This is a genomic window from Diaphorobacter ruginosibacter, from assembly GCF_014395975.1.
GTDB lineage: Bacteria > Pseudomonadota > Gammaproteobacteria > Burkholderiales > Burkholderiaceae_C > Diaphorobacter_A > Diaphorobacter_A ruginosibacter.
Map to the genome: position 1 here is coordinate 2,720,053 of NZ_CP060714.1, position 21,097 is coordinate 2,741,149.

16 protein-coding genes are annotated in these 21,097 nt (G+C 61.9%); 11 read left to right on the forward strand and 5 right to left on the reverse strand.

Features of this window, described 5'->3' with window-relative positions; all coding sequences use genetic code 11:
• The first annotated feature begins 102 nt into the window (after window positions 1–102).
• On the forward strand, window positions 103–759 hold the full coding sequence (locus tag H9K76_RS12255; protein WP_187595715.1) for a DUF4166 domain-containing protein: 657 nt from the start codon (window positions 103–105) through the stop codon (window positions 757–759).
• A gap of 7 nt (window positions 760–766) precedes the next feature.
• On the forward strand, window positions 767–2,218 hold the full coding sequence (locus tag H9K76_RS12260; RefSeq protein WP_246474988.1) for a TIGR01777 family oxidoreductase: 1,452 nt from the start codon (window positions 767–769) through the stop codon (window positions 2,216–2,218).
• A 213-nt stretch (window positions 2,219–2,431) separates the two neighbouring features.
• Here H9K76_RS12260 and H9K76_RS12265 read toward each other — a convergent pair whose 3' ends face one another.
• Complete coding sequence (locus tag H9K76_RS12265; RefSeq protein WP_187595717.1) at window positions 2,432–3,553, reverse strand: high-affinity branched-chain amino acid ABC transporter substrate-binding protein; 1,122 nt, start codon at window positions 3,551–3,553, stop codon at window positions 2,432–2,434.
• 328 nt (window positions 3,554–3,881) lie between these two features.
• On the opposite strand from H9K76_RS12265, the gene H9K76_RS12270 reads away from it, so the two are divergent.
• Window positions 3,882–4,409, forward strand: a complete 528-nt coding sequence (locus H9K76_RS12270) for a P-loop nucleotide/nucleoside kinase family protein (RefSeq protein WP_187595718.1) — start codon at window positions 3,882–3,884, stop codon at window positions 4,407–4,409.
• A 51-nt stretch (window positions 4,410–4,460) separates the two neighbouring features.
• Here the strand turns inward: H9K76_RS12270 and H9K76_RS12275 are convergent, their stop codons facing one another.
• Window positions 4,461–6,080 carry an ABC-F family ATP-binding cassette domain-containing protein gene (locus tag H9K76_RS12275; protein ID WP_187595719.1) on the reverse strand — a complete coding sequence of 540 codons (1,620 nt, stop codon included), beginning with the start codon at window positions 6,078–6,080 and terminating at the stop codon, window positions 4,461–4,463.
• Window positions 6,081–6,360: 280 nt separating this feature from the next.
• Here H9K76_RS12275 and H9K76_RS12280 point away from each other — a divergent pair, with 280 nt between their 5' ends.
• The gene (locus tag H9K76_RS12280; protein WP_187595720.1) at window positions 6,361–7,197 is read left to right on the forward strand and encodes an SEL1-like repeat protein; all 837 of its coding nucleotides are present in this window, start codon (window positions 6,361–6,363) and stop codon (window positions 7,195–7,197) included.
• 202 nt (window positions 7,198–7,399) lie between these two features.
• On the opposite strand, the gene H9K76_RS12285 is transcribed toward H9K76_RS12280, so the two are convergent.
• Complete coding sequence (locus H9K76_RS12285; RefSeq protein WP_187595721.1) at window positions 7,400–8,326, reverse strand: LysR family transcriptional regulator; 927 nt, start codon at window positions 8,324–8,326, stop codon at window positions 7,400–7,402.
• A 75-nt stretch (window positions 8,327–8,401) separates the two neighbouring features.
• Between H9K76_RS12285 and metE the strand changes: the two genes are divergently transcribed.
• Window positions 8,402–10,744 (forward strand): 5-methyltetrahydropteroyltriglutamate--homocysteine S-methyltransferase, encoded by a 2,343-nt coding sequence (metE, locus tag H9K76_RS12290; protein ID WP_187595722.1) that lies wholly within the window; start codon window positions 8,402–8,404, stop codon window positions 10,742–10,744.
• Window positions 10,745–10,823: 79 nt separating this feature from the next.
• Window positions 10,824–11,333, forward strand: coding sequence for a flavodoxin family protein (locus H9K76_RS12295; protein WP_187595723.1), 510 nt, complete (start codon window positions 10,824–10,826; stop codon window positions 11,331–11,333).
• 263 nt (window positions 11,334–11,596) lie between these two features.
• Here H9K76_RS12295 and H9K76_RS12300 read toward each other — a convergent pair whose 3' ends face one another.
• Window positions 11,597–11,953 (reverse strand): winged helix-turn-helix transcriptional regulator, encoded by a 357-nt coding sequence (locus H9K76_RS12300; protein ID WP_187595724.1) that lies wholly within the window; start codon window positions 11,951–11,953, stop codon window positions 11,597–11,599.
• Window positions 11,954–12,127: 174 nt separating this feature from the next.
• On the opposite strand from H9K76_RS12300, the gene H9K76_RS12305 reads away from it, so the two are divergent.
• Complete coding sequence (locus tag H9K76_RS12305) at window positions 12,128–13,135, forward strand: zinc-dependent alcohol dehydrogenase family protein (protein ID WP_187595725.1); 1,008 nt, start codon at window positions 12,128–12,130, stop codon at window positions 13,133–13,135.
• Between the two features lie 23 nt (window positions 13,136–13,158).
• On the opposite strand, the gene H9K76_RS12310 is transcribed toward H9K76_RS12305, so the two are convergent.
• The gene (locus H9K76_RS12310) at window positions 13,159–14,046 is read right to left on the reverse strand and encodes a DNA/RNA non-specific endonuclease (protein ID WP_187595726.1); all 888 of its coding nucleotides are present in this window, start codon (window positions 14,044–14,046) and stop codon (window positions 13,159–13,161) included.
• A gap of 262 nt (window positions 14,047–14,308) precedes the next feature.
• Between H9K76_RS12310 and H9K76_RS12315 the strand changes: the two genes are divergently transcribed.
• Genes H9K76_RS12315 through H9K76_RS12330 form a run of 4 tightly spaced genes read left to right on the forward strand, consistent with a single transcriptional unit; the run spans window position 14,309 to window position 21,081 of the window.
• A complete protein-coding gene (locus H9K76_RS12315) occupies window positions 14,309–15,136 on the forward strand; it encodes an ABC transporter permease (RefSeq protein ID WP_187595727.1) in 828 nt (275 codons plus the stop codon).
• Window positions 15,126–16,502, forward strand: coding sequence for an ABC transporter ATP-binding protein (locus tag H9K76_RS12320; protein ID WP_187595728.1), 1,377 nt, complete (start codon window positions 15,126–15,128; stop codon window positions 16,500–16,502). Before H9K76_RS12315 ends, H9K76_RS12320 begins: the two co-directional genes overlap by 11 nt.
• A gap of 14 nt (window positions 16,503–16,516) precedes the next feature.
• Entirely contained in the window at window positions 16,517–17,185 is a 669-nt protein-coding gene (locus tag H9K76_RS12325; RefSeq protein WP_187595729.1) for a class I SAM-dependent methyltransferase, read from the forward strand.
• Window positions 17,186–17,190: 5 nt separating this feature from the next.
• Window positions 17,191–21,081 carry a glycosyltransferase gene (locus H9K76_RS12330; RefSeq protein WP_187595730.1) on the forward strand — a complete coding sequence of 1,297 codons (3,891 nt, stop codon included), beginning with the start codon at window positions 17,191–17,193 and terminating at the stop codon, window positions 21,079–21,081.
• Window positions 21,082–21,097 lie beyond the last annotated feature (16 nt).

The window sequence follows — 21,097 nt, forward strand, 5'->3', positions numbered from 1 at the left end:
CGCAACCCGCAATCGAGCTGTAAACGATGTTGACAGGCGCCATTACAAACCCAATGAAATCAATGACTTGGGTTTTGGCATGGATGCTGCAACACAGAGTGCATGAACACCCTGCACCACCCCGCCAACCGCTACGACGCAGATCAGCACCCTAGAGCGCTGGACATTTCCACGCTGGTTGGCGAGGCCGCCTGGAGCCAGCTGTCACCCGCCATAAAGCGCCGCTTTGCCGCCGCGCACACGGACGTCACCTACCAAGGCTCGATGGCACTACACACCTCGCGCATCGGCCGGCTGTTTGCCCTGGCTGCGCGGTTGCTGGGCAGCCCGCTCGCCGGCGCGCGCCACGAGGCAGTCGATACCCGCGTGAGTGTTCGCGGTGACGGCCAGGGCGGCGTGATCTGGGAACGCGAACTGGGCACGGGCTCCGGCAGCCAGCGTGTGCAGTCCACCAAGCGCCTGGGGCCGGATGGACAGCTGGAGGAATGCACCACCGGCGGCCTCGCCATGCACCTGGCCACCAGCGTGCAGAACGGAGCCCTGGTGTTCGAGAGCCGCGGCTACTTCCTGCTCCTTGGTGGCCTTCGCTTGTCGATTCCCGCCTGGTTCACTCCCGGCACCTGCCGAGTCGAACACAGCGATGTACATGACGACGGCATCGGCCCCGGCCGCTTTCGCTTCACGATGACCATGACACACCCGCTCTGGGGCCAGACCTTTCACCAAACCGGCATTTTTTCTGATCCTCGGAAGGACTGATATGACCATGACTCCCCTGCTCTTTTCCCTGCTGACCGTGCAGACCCTGCTCGGCGCCTTCGACAACTTCTGGCACCACGAGTTGCACGCACGCCTGCCGCAACGCATTTCAGCCAGGCGCGAGTTGCAGCTGCACGCGGCGCGCGAAGCCATCTACGGCGTGCTGTTCGCGGCCTTCGCATGGCTTTCGTTCCAGGGTCTCTGGGCCGTGCTGATTGCGGCACTGCTGGTGGGCGAAGCCTTCATCACCCTGGCCGATTTCCTGGAAGAAGACAGGAGCCGCAGGCTGCCGCCTTTCGAGCGCGCGCTGCACACGATTCTCACGGTGAGCTACGGCCTGCTGCTCGGCCTGCTGGCACCCGGGCTGTGGAGCGCCGCGCAGCAGACAAGCTCGCTTGCCCTCGCCTACCACGGGCTCTGGAGCTGGTTCTTCAGCCTGTCATCGCTGGGCGTGCTGATGTGGAGCGTGCGCAATATCCTGGCCGTGCGCCATCTCGCAAGGCTTGCGGAAACCACGGAGGACGCGCCGGCCACCGTGCCGCAGGCCATTGGCCGATCCACCGTGCTGGTGACCGGCGGCACCGGCTTCGTCGGCTCCGCGCTGGTGGGGCAACTGGTGCGCGAAGGCCGCCGGGTGATCGTGCTGAGCCGCGACCCGGTGCAGGCCCGCGCCCTGCTCGGCCGCAGCGTCTGGGTGGTCGAGCAGCTGGACGACATTCCCGCCGAAACCCGCATCGATGCCATCGTGAACCTGGCGGGTGCGGGCATTCTCGGCGCGCCCTGGACCAAGGCACGCCGCCGCGTGCTCGTACAAAGCCGGCTGCGCGTTCTGGATTCGGTGCAACGCCTCATCGAACGATTGGAGCATCGCCCCGAAGTGCTGGTTGCCGCATCCGCCGTCGGCTACTACGGCCTTCGCAGCGGCAACACGGTCCTGACCGAAATCGCCGCAGCCGATCCAGGACGCTTTCAGTCCGACCTGTGCGTTGCCATTGAAACGGCGGCGCGGCGCGCCGAAGCGCTTGGCACCCGCGTGGCCTGCCTGCGCCCCGGCATCGTGCTCGGCCATGATGGCGGCGCCTACCCCCTGCAGGCTCTCGCCGCGCGCCTGGGGCTCGGAGCCATCCTCGGCACAGGGTCCCAGCCCATGCCCTGGATCCACCTGGACGACGTGACCGGCCTCATCCGCCACGCCATCTCGGAACCCGCGCTGCACGGTCCGTTCAACGCGGTGGCACCGGAGCGCGTGACACAGGCCGCATTCACGCGAGCGCTCGCAGCCTCCTTCGGACGCCGTGCCTTCCTGCACATGCCGGCATGGCCGTTGCGCAGGCTGCTGGGCGAGATGTCGGAACTGCTGCTGGACGGCCAGAACGTGGCGCCGCTGCATGCGCAGGCCAGTGGGTATCGATATACGCACGCCACTTTGGAAGGAGCGCTGGCATCTCTTGCCCGCTGATGCACAAGGTTCTTCACGGAATACAGGGGTGATTGGAGCCGCGTGACGAACGGGCAGGTAGTGCTTGGATTGAGAGTCTTCGTATTGGGATGCTGATATGGCCCCTCATACTTTGTTGCAAGGGCTTGCCGTACATCTTGGGGCGGCCCGGCGATGAAAAAGCCCCGCACGACTTTCGCTGCGGGGCTTTCTTTCGGCCTGGTGGCAGAGCGATTACTTGATCACTTTGCGCGACCCATCCTTCTGGATCTCGAACACCACGAACTCAAAGTTCTTCAGGTCACCCTTGGCATCGAAAGCCACCTTGCCGATGGTGGTGTCGAAGCTGTTGGCATGCATGTAGTCAGCGACCTTCTTGGGGTCGGTGCCCACGGCCTTGATCGAGGCATCCAGCACCTGCATGGCGGCGTACGAAGGCATCTGGTAGGCGCCGTTGAAGGGACGATTCGCCTTCTTGAAAGCCTCCACGATGGTCTTGTTGGCCGGGTTCTCGCTGAAATCCGCGGGGAATGAGAACAGCATGCCTTCGGAGGACGGGCCTGCGATTTCCATCAAGCCCTGGTTGTAGACACCCTCGGGGCCCATGAAGCGCACCTTCAGGCCCTGCTCGCGCGCCTGGCGCAGCAGCAGGCCCATTTCGGGGTGGTAACCACCGAAATAGACCAGCTCGGGCTTGAGCGTCTTGATCTTGGTGATCACCGCGGAGTAGTCGCTGTCGCCCGCGTTGATGCCTTCATAGGACAGGATCGGCACCTTCGCCTTCTCGAGCGAGGCCTTCACGTTCTGCGCCACACCCGAGCCGTAGGTCTGCTTGTCGTGAAGGATCACGACGCTCTTGGGCTTGAGCTTTTCCGCGATGAACTTGGCGGCGAACGGCCCCTGCTCGTCATCACGCCCGATGGTGCGGAAGAAATAGTGGCCCTTGAGGTTGTCCGTGATCTGCGGAGCGGTCGCGCCCGGCGTGATGGCGACGATGCGCTCGTCCTCGTATACGCGCGACGCAGGAACGGTCACCCCGGAACACACATGCGCCACGGCGAACTTGGCGCCGGAATTGAGCACCTTGTTGGCGGCGGGAACCGCCTGCTTGGGTTCGCAGGCATCGTCGATCAGCACGGGCTTGTACTGGCGGCCCTGGACACCTCCTGCTGCATTCATCGCGTCGATGGCCGTCAGCACACCGGCCTTGAGCTCGTCGCCGTATTGCGTGTTGGGGCCGGTCATGGGCGCTGGAACACCAATGAGAATCGGCTCCTTGCTCTGGGCATGGACAGCACCGGCCAGCGTGGCCACAGCGAGCGAAATGCTCAGGCGGATCATGGTCTTGCGTTGCATCTATAAAAGTCCTCAATGATGGCGTTTCATGCACGGGCAGACCCTCATGAGGCCCCCTCTTTGTCGTGCACAACGCATTCTGAAATCTTTTGCTGCGATGCAATATCTGGGATTACCCTTGCAAAGGGATCAACATGAATATGCCGCAAATCAAACTGCGCACGCATATTTCCTCTGACTGCTATCATGGCCGCATGGTCCGTCGTTTCTCTCGTTCGATTATTCGCATCTTCAAAACGAAGGTGGGATAGTCAGCGGCCATACTGTGATGCAACCCACCCTTGGAGGTGGGTTTTCTGTCTCCGGGGGGCCCACCTTTCAACAGGAGATGGAAATGAATCCTACCCCCACAACGCCCGCCTCGACCGGCTCCAGCGAGGCCGGCTCACTCCACATGGTGTGCGGCAAGATCGCCTCCGGCAAGTCGACGCTCGCTCAGCACCTTGCCTCGAGTCCCCGAACGGTCCTCGTCAGCGAGGATGCGTGGCTTGCGCGACTGTATCCCGGTGAACTCCGCACCATTGCGGACTATGTTCGGCTGTCGGGCAGGCTGCGCAGCGCCATGGAGGAGCACGTCGCCGCGCTGCTGGCTGCAGGCACCTCGGTGGTGTTGGACTTTCCCTCCAACACGCCATCCACCCGCGCCTGGGCACGCAGCGTCTTCGAGGAGGCTGGCGCGCCCCATTGCCTGCACTTCATCGACGTATCCGACGAACAGTGCAAGGCCCGACTGCGCATCCGCAATCAGTCGGGCGAGCACCCCTTCCAGACCACGGACGCACAGTTCGACGAGATCACCCGGCACTTTGCGGCACCGTCCCCCGAGGAGGGATTCCATCTGGTCATCCATGCCTGACGCGCCTTTAAGGCGTATCGGGCTTGCCCCAGGGACGACGAGGCCCGGTCGTCAACCCGCGTGGCTGAGCTGCCAGCCTGCGGGAGTGGCCGCCATCAGGTGGGTCAAGCCCAACTGATCCAGGAAGGCCTGATCATGCGAGGCCACCACCAGCGCGCCCTGGTACCCTCGCAGCAAGGTCTCCAACGCCTGCAGGGACGGCAGGTCGAGGTGGTTGCTGGGCTCATCGAGCAACAACAATGGCGGTGGCGTATCGGCATAGAGAATACAGGCGAGAGCCGCCTTGAGCCGCTCGCCTCCGCTGAGCCTGCCACTGGCCACCATGACCTTGCCGGCATCCAGGCCCAGTTGCGCAAGCCGCATGCGCAACTCGCCCTCGCTCAGGCCGCTGCTTGCCGCCTGCAACTGCTCCAGCACTGTCCGTTCGGCATCGAGGCTGTCCAGCCTCTGGTCAAGATACGCCAGGCTGTGCGTGATCCTGCATCGCCCCGCCGCGGGCGATAACCGACCGGCAAGAACCTGGAGCAAGGTGGACTTGCCGCTGCCATTGGGCCCGATCAGGCCGATACGCTGCTGCCCCGTCACCAGCAAACTGACATGCCGGGTGCCCGGAGAAACGAATGGCAGTTCCACGTCATCCAGTTCCACCACATGGCGCTGGGCGGCGCCTGAGTGAACAGGTGCGTGCAGATGGATGTCCGCCTCGTTCGCGACTTGTCCGGCCGCTTCACGCACGCGCTGCGCCAGTTTGAGTTCGGCCGCGGCATGCTGCCTGCGCAGCTTTCCCGCCGACTGGTCGCTGCGCTCCTTCTGGAGATCCAGCAATATCTTCGCCTGATTGGCCTGCTTGCCATCGCGATCCCCTTGGGCCTGCCGCTTTTCCTGGCGAGCCCGTTGCTCGCGCATCGACTGCTCCTCGCGCCGACGCTCCCGCTTGGCTCGGTCAAGCTCGGCGAGCGCGCCCTGCTGCTCCTGCGCCTTGGCCTGCGCATAGAAAGAGTAGTTGCCGCCGTAGCTGCGCAGCCCCAGCGACGATAGCTCGACGATGCGCTCCATGGACTCCAGCAACTGCCGGTCGTGGCTGATCACCAGCAGTCCATGCGGCCAGCGCGCCAGTCCCTTGATCAGGGCCTCGCGGCTGGGCTGGTCGAGGTGGTTGCTCGGCTCGTCCAGGATCAGAAAGTTGGCACCGGACAGCTGCGCGCCGGCCCATGCCACCCGCATGGCCTCGCCGCCACTCAGCATGGCGGCGGGTGTGTCGGAAGCCAGATGATGCAGCCCCTGCTGCTCAAGCGCCTGCAGCAGTTGCGAACGGATATCCCAGCGGTCACCCACCGCATCGAAATCCAGCGGCGCCGCACTTCCAGCCTCGATACGCTGCAAGGCCTCGAGCACACCGCGAACGCCCGCCAGATCGGCAACCGTGCCGCCCGCCTGCGTCGAAACCTGCTGAGCGAGGTAGTGCACCAAGGCACCAGAGCGCACACAGCGCCCGCTGGATGGCTCCAGTTGCCCCGCCAGCATGCGCGCAAGCACGGTCTTGCCCACGCCGTTGCGCCCGACCAGGCCGGTATGCCGCTGGTCGAAGCTTTCGTTCAGGTGGGAGAAAAGCAGCTCACCGTTCGGGAGGACGCAGGACACGTCCTCGAGTGAGAGAAAAGAAGTCGCCATACATATTCCAGAGATGCAAAGAGCTCCCCCGCGTTATGGGGGCAGTGGAGATTTGCCGTCACGTCGACGGCCGCATCAATGGCGCATGGGACTGGTACCTCGCAAGATGTGTGATTCCTCCCATTATAGGAAATGCGAGCAACCCTGCTCTCGCAGGTCATTGGGATTCATTTCAGTTTGCAAATAGGAATCATTTGCATACAATGAAATAAAAATCAACTAGATCAAAAATCGTACTGACTGATGCCATTCAATTTATCAATAAATAGAAAGTAATTTCATGAAATATTTTTTGATAGTTTTTCTTATTTTTTGCGCGATTGCTTTCACGTCAACTCCTAAAAATCAAGAGGAATCGCACAATCATTCAAGCAAGGAAGAAAATGAGCAATATCCGCTCAATTTGAATCATTCGGCACCGAAGATCACTCCTACAGAAGATACCCCAAGAAGACTTTCTGGAATAATCGATGAAAAGAATTCCTCACTTTTCGAAGAGATACCCAATATACAAAAGCAAAAATTGCGTGCGTTTGGCCAATTTAACATTGTTGATCAAGCCAATAAAAACCCTTTTTATGCATACCGGCTTTGGAAGGTTTATGAGAAATGCTCCCAAATTGCTGAGGCAAATCACCGAATTTCGTACCAAGAAGCCCAAGACATCTTGCCAACCGAAGATATTTGCAAGATGTATGGAAATGAGACTGGTTCACCTGCTGCTCAGTTTCTCTATCTCGCCGCCAAGGGAGGTGTTCCAGGCGCAGCCGTTGAGTACTTCAATACATTTTTTATGGATTTCGATGCAGAGAACTCCAATCCAGACAAGGGGCTCCGCCATGAGGACGCAATCGAGGGAATGGAGTTCTTGCAGAGCGCCGCGCTCAAGGGAGAAAAAGATGCCATGCTCATGCTGGCCGGGATTTACCAAACAGGAATGCTGGTTGATGTGAATCTAAGTGAAGCATACTCATATGAATATGCCGCATTCAGATCTGGATTCTTCTCCAACAGGGAAAAAATTCTGGAAGATCTCGCTGAGCAGCTCACAGAAAATCAATTGATCTCTGCCATCAACCAAGGTGAATCAATTTTTCAAAAATGCTGCAAGAAGTAGCCAATTTCCCAATGTATTCAAAAAAATTGATGGCATTGTATTTTTTCTCGGCAGCCTGGGCGGCATTGCATGAACCATTTCGTTGTGAAAATATCTGCAATGGGTAATCTGCTTGCTTGCATAGTGCGATATAGGCTCTCGAATAGGAATGAATCACGCCAAAGAATGTGACTCATCAAAATAACGCGGAGCCTCGACAGCATCAAAGCAGCACCAGCCCCGGCAGGCTCTTGAAACTCGACTCCCGCGTGATCCGGACGAACTCCGTGAGCCAGGGCTTCTGCGCCTCTTGCGTGCGAGTGGCCATGAACAAGCGTCCCTGCAGACCCTGCCGGCCGATGGGCCTGGCGATCACGTAGTCGCGATCCAGGTAGCTCTGTGCGGCCCAGCGGGGCAAGGTGCCTATGCCGCGCCCGCTGGCCACCAATTGCAGCATGGCCACGGTGAGCTCGGTAGTGCGCCGGCCTGCGGGCTCGATGCCTGCGGGTTGGAGGAACTGGCGCATCACGTCGAGCATGTCGTCGGGAACGGGATAGGAGATCAGCACCTGCTTTTCAAAATCGCGCGCCCGCAGATAGTCACGCCCGGCCAGCGCATGGGAATGCGCAAGCAGCGCGACGATCTCGAAGCCGAACAGTGGGTGATTCACGATCTCGTCGGTGTCCTCGGGTTCGGCAATGATGGCCACGTCGGCCCGGTGCTGCAGCAGCAGCGCGACCGGATCGGGGTGAAAGCCGGAGACGATGTCGAGCTCTACTTCCGGCCAGCGATCGCGGAAGGCATCCATGGCGGGCATGAGCCAGTCGAAGCAGGTATGGCATTCGACAACGATGCGCAGTTGCCCGCCGGCCCCCGAGGCAAGCCGCGCCACGTCACGCTCGGCCGACTCCACCAGCGGCAGGGCTGCATCGGCCAGTTCCAGCAGGCGCAGACCCGTGGCTGTGAATTGCGGCGGCACCGATTTGCGCTCGAACAGCGGTGCGCCGTAGCGTTCCTCCAGCAGCTTGACCTGGTGCGACAGTGCCGATTGCGTGAGATTGAGCAGTTGCGCCGAGCGCACCAGGCTGCCGGTATCGCGCAATGCGACCAGGGTTCGCAAATGGCGGATTTCAAGGATGGAACTGAGCACTATTAAAAATATTCAAGTTGATAGGCAATATTTTTCGTTTGAATAATACACGTACCCCGCCGAAGATCGCAGCCCATGAACACGACAACGACACACATCCTGGGTTTTCCGCGCATGGGCGAGCATCGCGAGCTGAAGTTCGCGCTGGAGAAGTACTGGCGCGGCGAGACCGATGCAGCAGCACTCGAATCCATGGCCTCCGGCCTGCGCAAGCGCCATTGGCAGTTGCAGCGCGATGCTGGGCTGGATCTGGTCACGGTCGGCGATTTCGCCCTCTACGACCATGTCCTGAACCATATCGAGCTGCTGGGCTGCGAGCCCGCGCGCTTCGGCTTCACAGGCCAGGAAGATGATCTGGCGCGCCACTTCACGATGGCACGCGGCGTGGCCAGCGAAGACACGCACTGCGGCTGCAGCCATGCCGCGGGCCACAGCCCCAAAAAGGCGGCTGCACTGGAGATGACCAAATGGTTCGATACCAACTACCACTATCTCGTGCCTGAGTTCGACGCACAGACCGTCTTTCAGCTGAATGCCGAGCGGCTGCTGGCTCAGGTGCGCGAGGCCCGCGCTGCCGGCCACCAGGTCAAGGCCGTGCTGCTGGGCCCGCTGAGCTTCCTGTGGCTGGGCAAGTCGCACGACGGAACCGACCGGCTCTCGCTGTTGCCCAGGCTGCTGCCGGTCTACACCGATCTCCTGGGACGCCTGCGAGCGGAGGGTGCGGAGTGGGTGCAGATCGACGAACCGATCCTGGGCCTCGATCTGCCCGACACCTGGCGCCACGCATTCGACAGCACCTACTGGAGGCTCAACCAGTCAGGTGCCAGGATTTTGCTGGCCACCTATTTCTCCACGCTGGGCGACAACTTGCGCACGGCCTGCCAGCTGCCTTGCGCCGGCCTTCACATCGATGCGGTGCGTGCGGCGGAAGACCTCGTCGGCGTGCTCGACTGGCTGCCGGCCCACAAGGTGCTGTCGCTGGGCGTGGTCGACGGGCGCAATGTCTGGCGCAGCGATCTGGACAAGGCGCTTGCCCTGCTGCACCGAGCGGCCGAGAAGCACCGCGGGGAGCTATGGATCGCACCTTCATGCTCGCTGCTGCATGTGCCATTCAGCCTGGCCGGTGAATCCAGGCTGGACCCCGAGGTGCGGGACTGGCTCGCGTTTGCCTGCGAGAAGCTGAAGGAGATCACACTGCTCAAGGCTCAGCTGGGCGGCGAGATTTCGCCGGCCGTCCAGTGGCAGATCAGCCAGCAGCGCGCCGCCATCCATGCGCGCCGCAGCAGCATCCGCGTGCACAGGCCACAGGTGGCGCAGCGCCTGGCCGCCAGCGTGCCGGGGGACGACCGGCGGGCCGGAGACTTCCTCAAGCGCCAGCAGGCCCAGCGTGCGCACCTGCAACTGCCGCTGCTTCCGACCACGACCATCGGCTCCTTTCCGCAGACAGCCGATATCCGCGCCGCGCGCGCCGCCTTCAAGCGTGGCGAGCTGGACGCCACAGGTTACCGCGCTGCGATGCAAAAGGAGATCGAGCTCGCCGTACGCAAGCAGGAGGCACTCGATATCGATGTCCTGGTACACGGCGAAGCCGAACGCAACGACATGGTCGAATACTTCGGCGAGCAGCTCGAAGGCTTCAGCTTCACCAGCAACGGCTGGGTCCAGTCGTATGGCTCCCGCTGCGTGAAGCCGCCCATCATCCATGGCGACGTGCAGCGCCCCGCACCGATGACGGTGGAGTGGACCCGCTACGCCCAAAGCCTGACGAACCGCCCCATGAAGGGCATGCTGACAGGACCGGTCACCATCCTGCAATGGTCCTTCGTGCGCGACGACCAGCCGCGTGCGCTCACCTGCGAACAGATTGCCTGGGCGATCCGCGACGAAGTGGTCGACCTCGAGAAGGCTGGCATCGCGGTCATCCAGATCGACGAGCCCGCCCTGCGCGAAGGCCTGCCGCTGCGCCGTGCCGCGTGGCAGAGCTATCTCGACGGCGCCACGCGTGCCTTCCGCATCTCGGCCGGCGGCGTACAGGATGCCACGCAGATCCACACGCACATGTGCTATGCCGAGTTCAACGACATCCTTCCCGCGATCGCGGCGCTGGATGCCGATGTGATCACGATCGAGACCAGCCGCTCCGCCATGGAGCTGCTGCGCGGGTTCGGCGAGTTCCGCTACCCCAACGAGATCGGGCCGGGGGTCTACGACATCCACTCGCCGAACGTGCCGACACAGCAGGCCGTGGAAAAGCTGCTGCGCAAGGCGATGGAGGTTGTGCCAGTCGCGCACCTCTGGGTGAATCCGGACTGCGGCCTCAAGACGCGCGGCTGGGCCGAGACCGAGGCGGCGCTGGCGCACATGGTGGCCGCAGCCAAGGCGCTGCGCGTCGAGCTGCAGGAAGAACAGGCGGCCTGAGACCTGACTGAGAGCGCGATGGCGGCCTCCACGCAAGTGTGCATGGTGCATGGCACCGATAGGGACTATGCTTTCGCACATGTCCACATCGACACCGAAGAAGACCCTGCTCATCGTCTACCACTCCATGACCGGCGGAACACGCCAGATGGCCGAGGCCGCACGCGATGCGGCCACGGGAGAAGACGAGGTGCAGGTATGCCTGATGCACGCATCCGAGGCACAGCCCGGTGATGTGCTGGCCGCCGACGGCTATATCTTCGCCACACCGGAAAACCTGGCCGCGATCAGCGGCCAGATGAAGGACTTCTTCGACCGCTGCTACTACCCCGCGCTCGACCGGATCAACGGCCGCCCCTACCTCACACTGATCTGCGCGGGAAGCGACGGAAGCAATGCCGCCCGCCAGATCGACCGCATCGCAACCGGCTGGCGCCTCAGGACCGTCGCCGAGCCGCTGATCATCTGCACGCACGCGCAGACGCCCGAAGCGATCCTCGCGCCCAAGCAGATCGCCGAGGACGACCTCCAGAATTGCCGGGCGCTGGCCGCATCGCTGGCGGCGGGACTTGCGCTCGGCATATTCTGAGACCCATCACAAATGCTCGGGATTGATCGCGAGTCCCCAGATGACAGCCTGCGCAGCGTGCGCCCACCTTGAACTGTTCACTTCAATGCTGAGATGGCCCCTCAGACACGACGCAAAGGCGAAGCCAGTACAAGCGTACGGCAAGCCTTTGCAACAAAGTATGAGGGGCCATATCAGCACCTCCACACGAAAACTCTCACCGTAAGCACAGCGCCCCATTCGTCACGCGCCCCAAAAGACCCGGTATTCCACCAGGAATCCAGTCAATCACACACCGCGAATGCTTCCTCTCGCTGCTCTGCCTGCTGCGCATAACGGATGCCCCAGGCACGCATCGCCTTGAGCACGGGTGCAAGCGACAGGCCGAGCTCGGTGAGCTCATAGTCCACGCGTGGGGGTACCTCGGCATGCACCGTACGCTGCACGATGCCGTCGGCCTCGAGCTCTCGCAATTGCAGGGTGAGCATGCGCTGGGTGACGGAGGGAATCTCGCGGCTGAGCTCCATGAAGCGCAGCTTCCGCTGCATCAGCTTGAAGATGATGATGGGCTTCCAGGTGCCGCCCATCACCGAGAGCGTGACCTCCACCGAGCAACCGCTCTTGCTGTTCAGACGTTTCATGCACGTTGCTCCAATGAGGTACTTACATTTTTAATACTGGCCGACAAATATGTCAGTTCTTGGATTTTCCAAGCTTACTGCGCATGATGCCCGCATGCACGCCGGCTGCGGAAAGCCCCGTGCACATGGAGCGCTCCGAGCGCTCACCCCATCCACAGAACAGGAACACAGAACATGAAGGCCATTCAACTGCAAAGCCCCGGCGGACTCGACAGGCTCAAGCTGGTGCAACTGCCCGACCCGGCGGCCCCGGGGGTGGGAGAAATCCAGGTGCGCGTGCACGCCAGCTCGCTCAACTACCACGACCTGGGCGTGGTGCTCGGCAAGCCGGGCGTTGCCGACGGCCTCGTGCCGATGGCGGATGGCGCCGGCGTGGTGACCGCTGTCGGCAGCGGCGTGACGGAGTTCCAGCCCGGCGACCATGTGGTCTCGTGCTTCTTCCCCACCTGGCAGGCCGGCCGTGCGCTGCTGGCGGATTTCGTCACCGTTCCGGGTGATGGAATCGACGGCTTCGCGCGCGAACTGGTGAACGCACCCACCACATCATTCACGCTGGCTCCCAAGGGCTATACGCACGAGGAGGCTGCCACACTGACCACGGCGGGACTCACCGCCTGGCGCGCCCTGGTGATCGACGCGGGCCTGCAGGCGGGCGACACGGTGCTGGTGCTGGGCACCGGCGGTGTCTCCATCTTCGCGCTGCAGATGGCACTGTCGATGGGTGCCCGTGTGATCGCCACCACCTCGTCGGCTGCCAAGGAGCAGCAGTTGCGGGACATGGGTGCGAGCGCCGTGATCAACTATCGCGACAACCCGCAATGGGGGGACGAAGTGCTGAAGCTCACCGGCGGACGCGGGGCCGACATCGTGGTGGAAGTGGGCGGACCCAGCACCCTGCCGCAGTCGATCCGCGCGTGCCGCATCGGCGGCCACATCGCGCTGATGGGCGTGCTCACCGGCTTCAAGGGCGACATTCCCACCGTGGAACTCATGCGCAAGCAGCAGACGCTGCAGGGCCTGATCGTCGGCAGCCGCCAGGACCAGCAGGACATGGTGCGCGCGCTCGAGAACTTCGACTGGAAGCCCGTGATCGACAGCAGCTACCCACTCGAGAAGATCGCCGATGCATTCGAGCACCAGAAGGCGGGAAGGCATTTCGGCAAGGTTTGCCTGAGCTTCTGACGCGAACATGCACACCGGGGCCCCTAATCTATCTGAACCCCGGGAAGCAGCTCCATGCCGAGACGCGCTTCCAGCTCGCCATAGCTGATGGGCCTGCCGGCTTTCCCCTGCTCGGAGTTCTCCTGCCAATGTGCCCAGGCTCGGTGTGTGCTCGCGTCATACACCAGCTTGAACAGATGGGCGGGCACCGCCACGCCGCCCGAGCCTATCTTCTGCGTTCTGGCCGAATACACCGGCCCGGTGATCACGTAGACATCACCGCGCGCGCGCATCACGTAGCTGCGCGTGTCCTTCTCGATCCTCGCCCACGGGCCGCTGTTGTGCCTGGGATTCTGAGGAACCATGTTGGCAAGGCTGAAGCTCTGCGCCATCGCGTCCGCCGTCGGCATGTCGGCCGCAGGTGCCATGTGGCCGCGTGCGAAGCCCGAGCCGCTGTAGTCGGAGAGTTCCGAACGTTCCGCGCCGGGCAGGCGCGCGTCGGCAAAGAAGCGGTCGGTGCGCGCCAGGCCCTGCGCCTGCTGCAGCGACTGGCGGTTCAGGCGCTCCGCGACGAACACCGGCGTGCGTGTGCTCCCATTGTGCAGAATTGCAAATGATTTGTAACAAAGTTCCCTGAGCCGAGGTGCGCTCTGCACGCGCGGGGCGATGCCGCCCGCGAAGAACTGCGGGCAGCCCTGGAACCCGGTGGCGTGCGATGGCGGCGAGGTGCTCGGCGAGGACACCGTGCCGGAGGGTGGCCCTGGCTGCTGCCAGCCATCGAGCAACGGCCCCAGGCTGCAGCTGGAGAGCTGGCTGGCGAGCGCACCCGAGGACAGCAGCCACAGGCACAGTCGGCGGATTCTGGAGGAAAGGGTCGCAACGGAAGCAGCGTTGCGCTTGCGAGGCTTCTTCTTTTTGTTCTTGGCAGTCATTCGACTGCGAGTTTATAGCCAGCTGAGCCTCAAAAAATAGAACAGATAGTCATCTCGCTCATACCGCGGATCCCTTTCTGACAGCATGTTACGTATTGGATACGCAGAAACCGCCCCCTGGTACGGACGGGTTATCATCGCCATACACAACCTGCGTTACCATCGGCGTCCCGCGCGGGCCATTATTCAATGGTGCATTTCTTCAATAATTATTATTCCAATCGAATTTTCAAATAATGCCCCACATAATAGGAATGCTTGAATGAACCCTCATGCAAGCAAATCAATTTCACCACTAGAACTGGTGAAATCAATAATAAGAAATAGAACCCTCATTCAAGGGTTGGTCAAGCGCGAAATCATTGGCCGCTATCGCGGCTCGTTCATGGGACTGCTGTGGTCCTTTTTCAACCCGCTGCTCATGCTGGCGGTCTACACCTTTGTTTTCAGTGTGGTTTTCAAGGCCCGCTGGGTCGGAGGCATCGGTTCCAAGACCGAATTTGCAATGGTTCTGTTTGCTGGGTTGACCGCATTCAACCTCTTTTCGGAGGGCCTGCTGCGCGGCCCTTCCCTGATTCTCGGCAACGCCAATTATGTAAAGAAGGTCATTTTCCCGCTGGAAATTCTTCCGGTGGTCGTCCTGGGTTCGGCCTTTTTCCATTTTCTCATCAGCTTCGCTGCGTGGCTGATTTTCTACTGCCTGCTGCTGGGTGCGCCACCGCTGACGATTTTCCAGTTGCCGCTGATCCTGCTACCCCTGGTGTTGATGTCGCTCGGGCTTTCGTGGCTGCTCGCGTCGCTGGGTGTGTTCCTTCGCGATATCGGGCAGATCATCGGCGTGCTGACCATGGTGCTCATGTACGTGACTCCCATCTTCTATCCGGTTGCCGCACTCCCTGAGAACTATCAATTCTTGATGCACCTCAATCCTCTGACCGCCAGCATCGAACAGGTGCGCAACGCCATGATCTTCGGCCACCCCCTGGATTGGTCCGGATGGCTGCGGCAGCTGGCGCTTGGCGCCGCAGTGGCGTGGCTCGGCTTCGCATGGTTCCAGAAGACTCGAAAGGCCTTTGCAGATGTCGTCTGAACTCGCGATCAGCATTCAGGGGCTGAGCAAGTGCTACCAGATCTACGGCCAGCCGCGCGACCGGCTCAAGCAGATGCTGCTGCCTCGCCTGCAGCGCTGGACAGCGCGTACGCCCCGGCGCTACTACGATGAATTCTGGGCGCTGAAGAACATCTCGTTCGACATCCGGCGCGGCGAGGCCGTGGGCATCGTCGGGCGCAATGGCAGCGGCAAGTCCACGCTGCTGCAACTGATCTGCGGCACGCTCACGCCCACCATGGGCACTGTGGAGACCCGCGGACGCATCGCCGCGCTGCTGGAACTGGGCTCGGGCTTCAACCCCGAGTTCACCGGACGCGAGAACGTCTACCTCAACGGCGCCATCCTGGGCATCGGCAAGGAACAGCTCGACCAAGTCTTCGAGCGCATCGTCCGGTTCGCGGACATCGGGGACCATCTGGACCAGCCGGTGAAGACCTACTCCAGCGGCATGTTCGTGCGCCTGGCGTTCGCCGTGCAGATGCACCTGGATCCCGAGATCCTGATCGTCGACGAAGCCCTGTCCGTGGGCGACCAATTCTTCCAGGCCAAGTGCTACGCGGCCATCCGCACGATGATGGACAACGGCACGACCGTGCTGTTCGTCTCGCACTCGGCTGCAACGGTCAAGGCACTGTGTCCCCGCGCGGTGCTGCTGAGCCACGGCGAGCTGATCGTCGACGGCCCCGCGAGCAAGGTGCTCGATCGCTACTTCGTTCTGGGATCGCTCGAAGCAAACGCGGGCAGTTCGGCACCCACTGCCCTGGTCGCTCCCGACGATGATCTCGATCTTGACGCCGTGGCTGACGCCGCTGCCGCCCCCTCCTCAGAAACCATGCATGCCGGCGGGAATGCGTCCGCCGCGCAGGTGGTCTCAGCCCTTCAGCCGCCATTCGAGCGCCGCGTCTCGCACCGCGTGGGCTCGGGCCAGGCAAGGTATGTGGAGTGCCGCGTGATGGCCGGAGCGGATGAAGCCATCTTCGTGGAAACCGGCGCCACGCTGCGCGTGCAGGCCGTGCTCGACGTCATCGAGGACTGTCCGCAGGAAGGCGAGGTCGGCATGGTCGTCAGCACCACCGAAGGGGTCGAACTGTTTGCCATCAACTCGTTCTTCCATGGCGCCCGCGTTCCGGCCATGAAGGCCGGAGAGAAGCATGTGGTCGAGTTCGAATTCGTCTCGCCGCTCTCCAGCGGGGCCAGGTACCGCATCGATCTCGGCTACCGCATGCCCGTGCAGGGCGAGTACGTCGACAAGGTGTTTGCCGCGGCCGGCTTCAGCGTGGCCAACCAGGGCGATCGCATCATCCCCCTGCTCTTCGACGTACCGGGAAAGATCACCGTCGCGTGAGCTCCACAAGACCCATGACTACCTATCTTCCTGAACTCAGCATTTCCGATCTGGTGCATGCCTTCGAGTCCCGCGACTGGTCGGTGCTCGACGCCTGCCTTGGCCGGCAAGACTATGAGCGCCTCGGCCTAGACCGCGCGCTGCGCATCGCATCGGACCTCTTCGCCCGGCACGGCTCGCTGCGGGGCCTGCGCATTCTCGACGTCGGCTGCAACAACGGCCTGGTCGCCAAGACGCTGGCCGCGCTCGGCTGCTCCGTGGCCGGCATCGACAACGGCGACGTGGACGGCCAGGGCCTGTACTCCGACCTGCATCGCCAAACCCAGTTCGCCGGCTTCGAGTTCCATCGCAAGGACCTGTCCGAATTTCTCGCCACCGATCCACGCAGCTGGGACTGCATCCTGCTGCTGAGCGTGACCCACCACTGGGAATCGGGCTATGCCATGTCCGGCGAACGACGCTACTCGGACGACGACATCCGCCAGCTGCTTTCCACGCTGTTCCGGCGCACCCGGCTCAGCATCTATTACGAATGCCCAAGGAAGGAGCCCGGCTTCGACGAGGGATTCGGAGTCAACTTCCTTCTTCGCTATTGCAGCCAATTGCCACCTATGAGAGCGCTTGGACACACGATCGGCCCCAACGGCTATCCGCGTGAGTTCTGGGCGCTGGACATGGAGTAGAGCCAATGCCCATCAAAAGTCTCAACGACCCCACACAGAACAAAGCAGAGTATTCCATTGGCCGCGATGTCGCACTGTCCTACTGCTCGGACACCTGCCTGCTGAAGGCCATCGACGACCGCTCCCGCATCGTGCGCACCGGCCAGACACCGGCCACTGCACTGACCGTGATCCTCAGCGAGGATCGCCTGCTTGTGCCCGTCGCGGGAGCCCCGCGCCCGCCGGCCCACGTCCTGGGCGAGCAACACAGCCAGGCCGGCGCACGCGCGCGCTGGGACAGGCTGGTGGGCTGCTCGCACCCCGCGCTGATGCCGGTCTACCGCGTCTGCGACTGCATGGCCGAGACCGGAATTCTGAACGGCCAGGAGTTCGAGGACGCCTCCACCACGCCGGCCTGGAAGAAGGTGCGCGGCATTGTCGGCCGGGTTGCCGACAGCACGCCTGCCCATGCACCCATCGGTTTCGACCAGTGGCGCCACTGGATGGCCGACCTGGCCGAGGGCCTGGCCGAACTGGAGAGGCAAGGCCTCGCCCACGGCGACCCCTACCCGTTCAACGCCGTGCACACGGGGCAGTACGCTACGTGGGTCGATTTTGGCCACATGACCGATGACCCGGCGCAGCGCTACAAGGATGCGTGGGCGTTTGTGTTGTTCACGGTGCTGCATACGCACCGGCTGAGCTCAGCCTACAGCACGGATCTTCTGCACAACCTGGCCGCTGCCCTGGCCGAATCGGACAAGCCCGGCAGATTCGAGCGAATCAAGGATGTGCTTGCTCGTCCTTACGAAGACATCACGCCTTTGGAGGACCCGCGCACTCCAAGCTCGATTTTCGCCAGCGTCCTGGCCCAGCAACAGCCGGAGAAGGTGTTCAAGGGTCCGGACGTGCCGGAGTTGCTGCTGAAATCCTCGATTCAGTATTTCTCGGACGTACTGCACCACATCCAGCGTGGAAACCAGTACTTCACGGCGTTTCATGTAGAACAGCAACGCCATCTTTTCATGGAACAGGAAATGGTACGACTGACCGTGCCGCAAGCAGAGCACGCCCGCGTAATGAACACCATGACCCAAAGCGCCGAGAATGACCGCCACCAACTGGTTGAGCAGTTGGAGCGTCTGCAACGCCAGATTTCCGAGCGTGACAATCACATTTCCGGATTGAGTCAGCAACTGACGCAGAAAGACCAGTTCGCGGAACAGCTGGAGCAGCTCAAACACCAGATATCCGCACGTGATACGCACGCGATAGAACTGAACCGGCAACTGACTCAGAAAGACGAGCAGATCGAGCAACTGAATCGCATGGTTCACGATCACGGCCAACATGTGAACCATTTGACCGACGTTTCCAAGTCGCACTACGACCAGCTCACGCAGGTGATTGGCAGCCGCTCCTGGAAAGTCACACGCCCCTTGCGCGCCCTTGCGCGCTTCGTCAAGTGGGGCGGCATGAGCGACGTTGATCGAGGCAAGCTTTACAACATTGCAAAGCGCACCTATCACCGCATTCCTGTGTCCTATGACACCAAGCTGGTACTCCGCAAATACTTCCTCAAGGTCACGGGTTGGTCCCCCTCCACCCCTGCCGCCGCCAACAGGACTGCGGCAATGGCCTCCCGGCCCGTCGTGGCTGCGGGATCCGCGCCCGTGACGGCCGCAGCCCCCTCCGAGGCATCCGGTCCCGTTGCCAGCCTTGGAACGCTGCTGCAGACGCAGAACACGGGCAATCGGATTCCATACTTTGGTGTGAGGCGTCCCGAGGGGCAGCGCAGGGTCGCCATCCTGACCAACCAGTTGCTGGACTGGAATGATGGGCGCCCACGATTCGGCGGCGGAGAGCGCTACGCGCTTGAGCTTGCACGCCTGCTGAAGGAAATGTCGTTCGATGTGACCTTCTATCAGCCCAGCTTCAAGGCGCCTGGCGAAGGCGAATACTACGGGTTCAAGGTGGTACTGCTGCGCACGGCTGACTCGATCGGCGAATTCCACCACGGACTCTGCAGCGAATTTACCGAACTAACCAGGGACTTCGACCACGTCTACTACCACCTGCCCGAATATGCATCCGGCAGGGTGCGCGAAGACGGACTCATGACCTGTCACGGGATCTGGTTCGACCACAACAACTATCCGGGCGCGATTTTCCGCACACCGGAGTGGTTCCAGCAGTTGTACTCCGCGTTCTCGAGCCCCCGCTGCGTGGTCAGCGTGGACACCAATTCGATCGGCGTCATGCGCAGCCTCTGGCCGGAGCTCTCGTCGAACATGCGCTTCATTCCAAACTTCTATGATGAAAGCTCGTATTTCCCGAGGCCGGAATCCCGCAATCCTGACCGACTCACAATCCTGTTCCCTCGCCGCAGCCAGATCAATCGCGGCTCGCGCATCTTCGGCGAAATCGTTTCCCTGATTCCGCATGATGTCCAGATCATCTGGCTCGGCGAAGGCGATCCCGTGGACACCCAGATAGTCAAGGACGTCTGCAAGAACGACAAGCGCGCAAGCTTCGCCGTGGCGGATTTCGACCAGATGCCCCAGTGGTACCAGAAAGCAGATATCGCGGTCATCCCCACGATTGCATGTGAAGGAACCAGCCTCTCGTGCATCGAGGCCCTGGCCGTCGGCTGTGCAGTGGTTTCGACCAATGTGGGCGGCCTGCCCGACCTGGTCTACGACGGAATGAACGGACTCCTGGTCGACCCCGATGCGCGCAGCCTCGCTGCGGCGATCAACCGGCTCATTGTCGATCACGAACTGCGCACTCGCCTGCAGAAGACTGCGGTGGATACCGCCCACCATTTCGAGCTCAAGAGCTGGCGCAAACGCTGGGCAGACGTGCTTCACGAGTATGGCTGGGTCACCGACCGGGCCCTCGATGCCTGGAAGGGCCAGCAAGGCGATCGCTCGCTGTCCTCTGAAACGCGCCAAGCGGAAAGGTGGCTGATTCTCACGCGCAACGCGATCCACGGTGGCGTGGAAAGCCTGATCCGCGAAGAGGCCAAGGGTTTGAACGCGCCGGTTGTCGTCTGTGGCGGCCACGACCGCAAGGACACCTGCCCGTTCGAGTACACCCGTGCCGATGACCCCAAGGCCCTGGCCAGGATCGTCGCGAACCACGATGTGATTCTCTACCATTGGCTGCCGGACTGGTGCCTTGATGTGCTCAAGCGCTCCGGCAAGCGCTGCATTGAATTCGTGCACCGCACGGACACCGCGGACAGCGACAAGACGGTACCGACAGCGCTGGTGACCCATTCGGCATTTCTTGCCCGCTTCATCCATGAAACCAGCGGCCGCCCCTGCCGGGTCGTGGATCATCCGATCGCCATTGACCGCTTCACGCCCCAGACCCGCAAGGGCCGGTTCGTAGGAGCCATCACCAGTTACTACGACACCAAGGGCATCGATATCTTCCTGCAGGCCTGGGCGCAGATAAAGACACGCTTCCCGGAGCACGGTGTCCGCTTCTATGGTGCCGGTGATGATCTGCCGAAATTCCGCAAGCTCGCATCCGACCTGGGGCTCGACGTCGATTTTCGCGATGCCACGACGGAGCCGTGGGAGGCCATGAAGGACTTCGCGTGCTTTGTCGTCCCGTCACGCATCGAAGGCTTGCCGGTAGCGATTCTCGAAGCCCTGGCAATGAACATCCCTGTGGTCGCCAGTGATCTGCCCGGTATGGTGGAATTCAATGAACTCTCCAAGGCACGCGGCTATTCGAGTTTCGTCCACCTGGCCCGCAAGGAGGATCCGCAGGATTTCGCCGCGGTCGTTGCACGGGTACTGGACAGCGATGTCCAGCATGACTCCAGCACCTATATCAATGACTACTACAGCCCGCAAAAGCACTGCTCGGATCTGGTGAGCATCTATCGCGAACTCTGCCACTGAAGCCCAAGCCTACTTC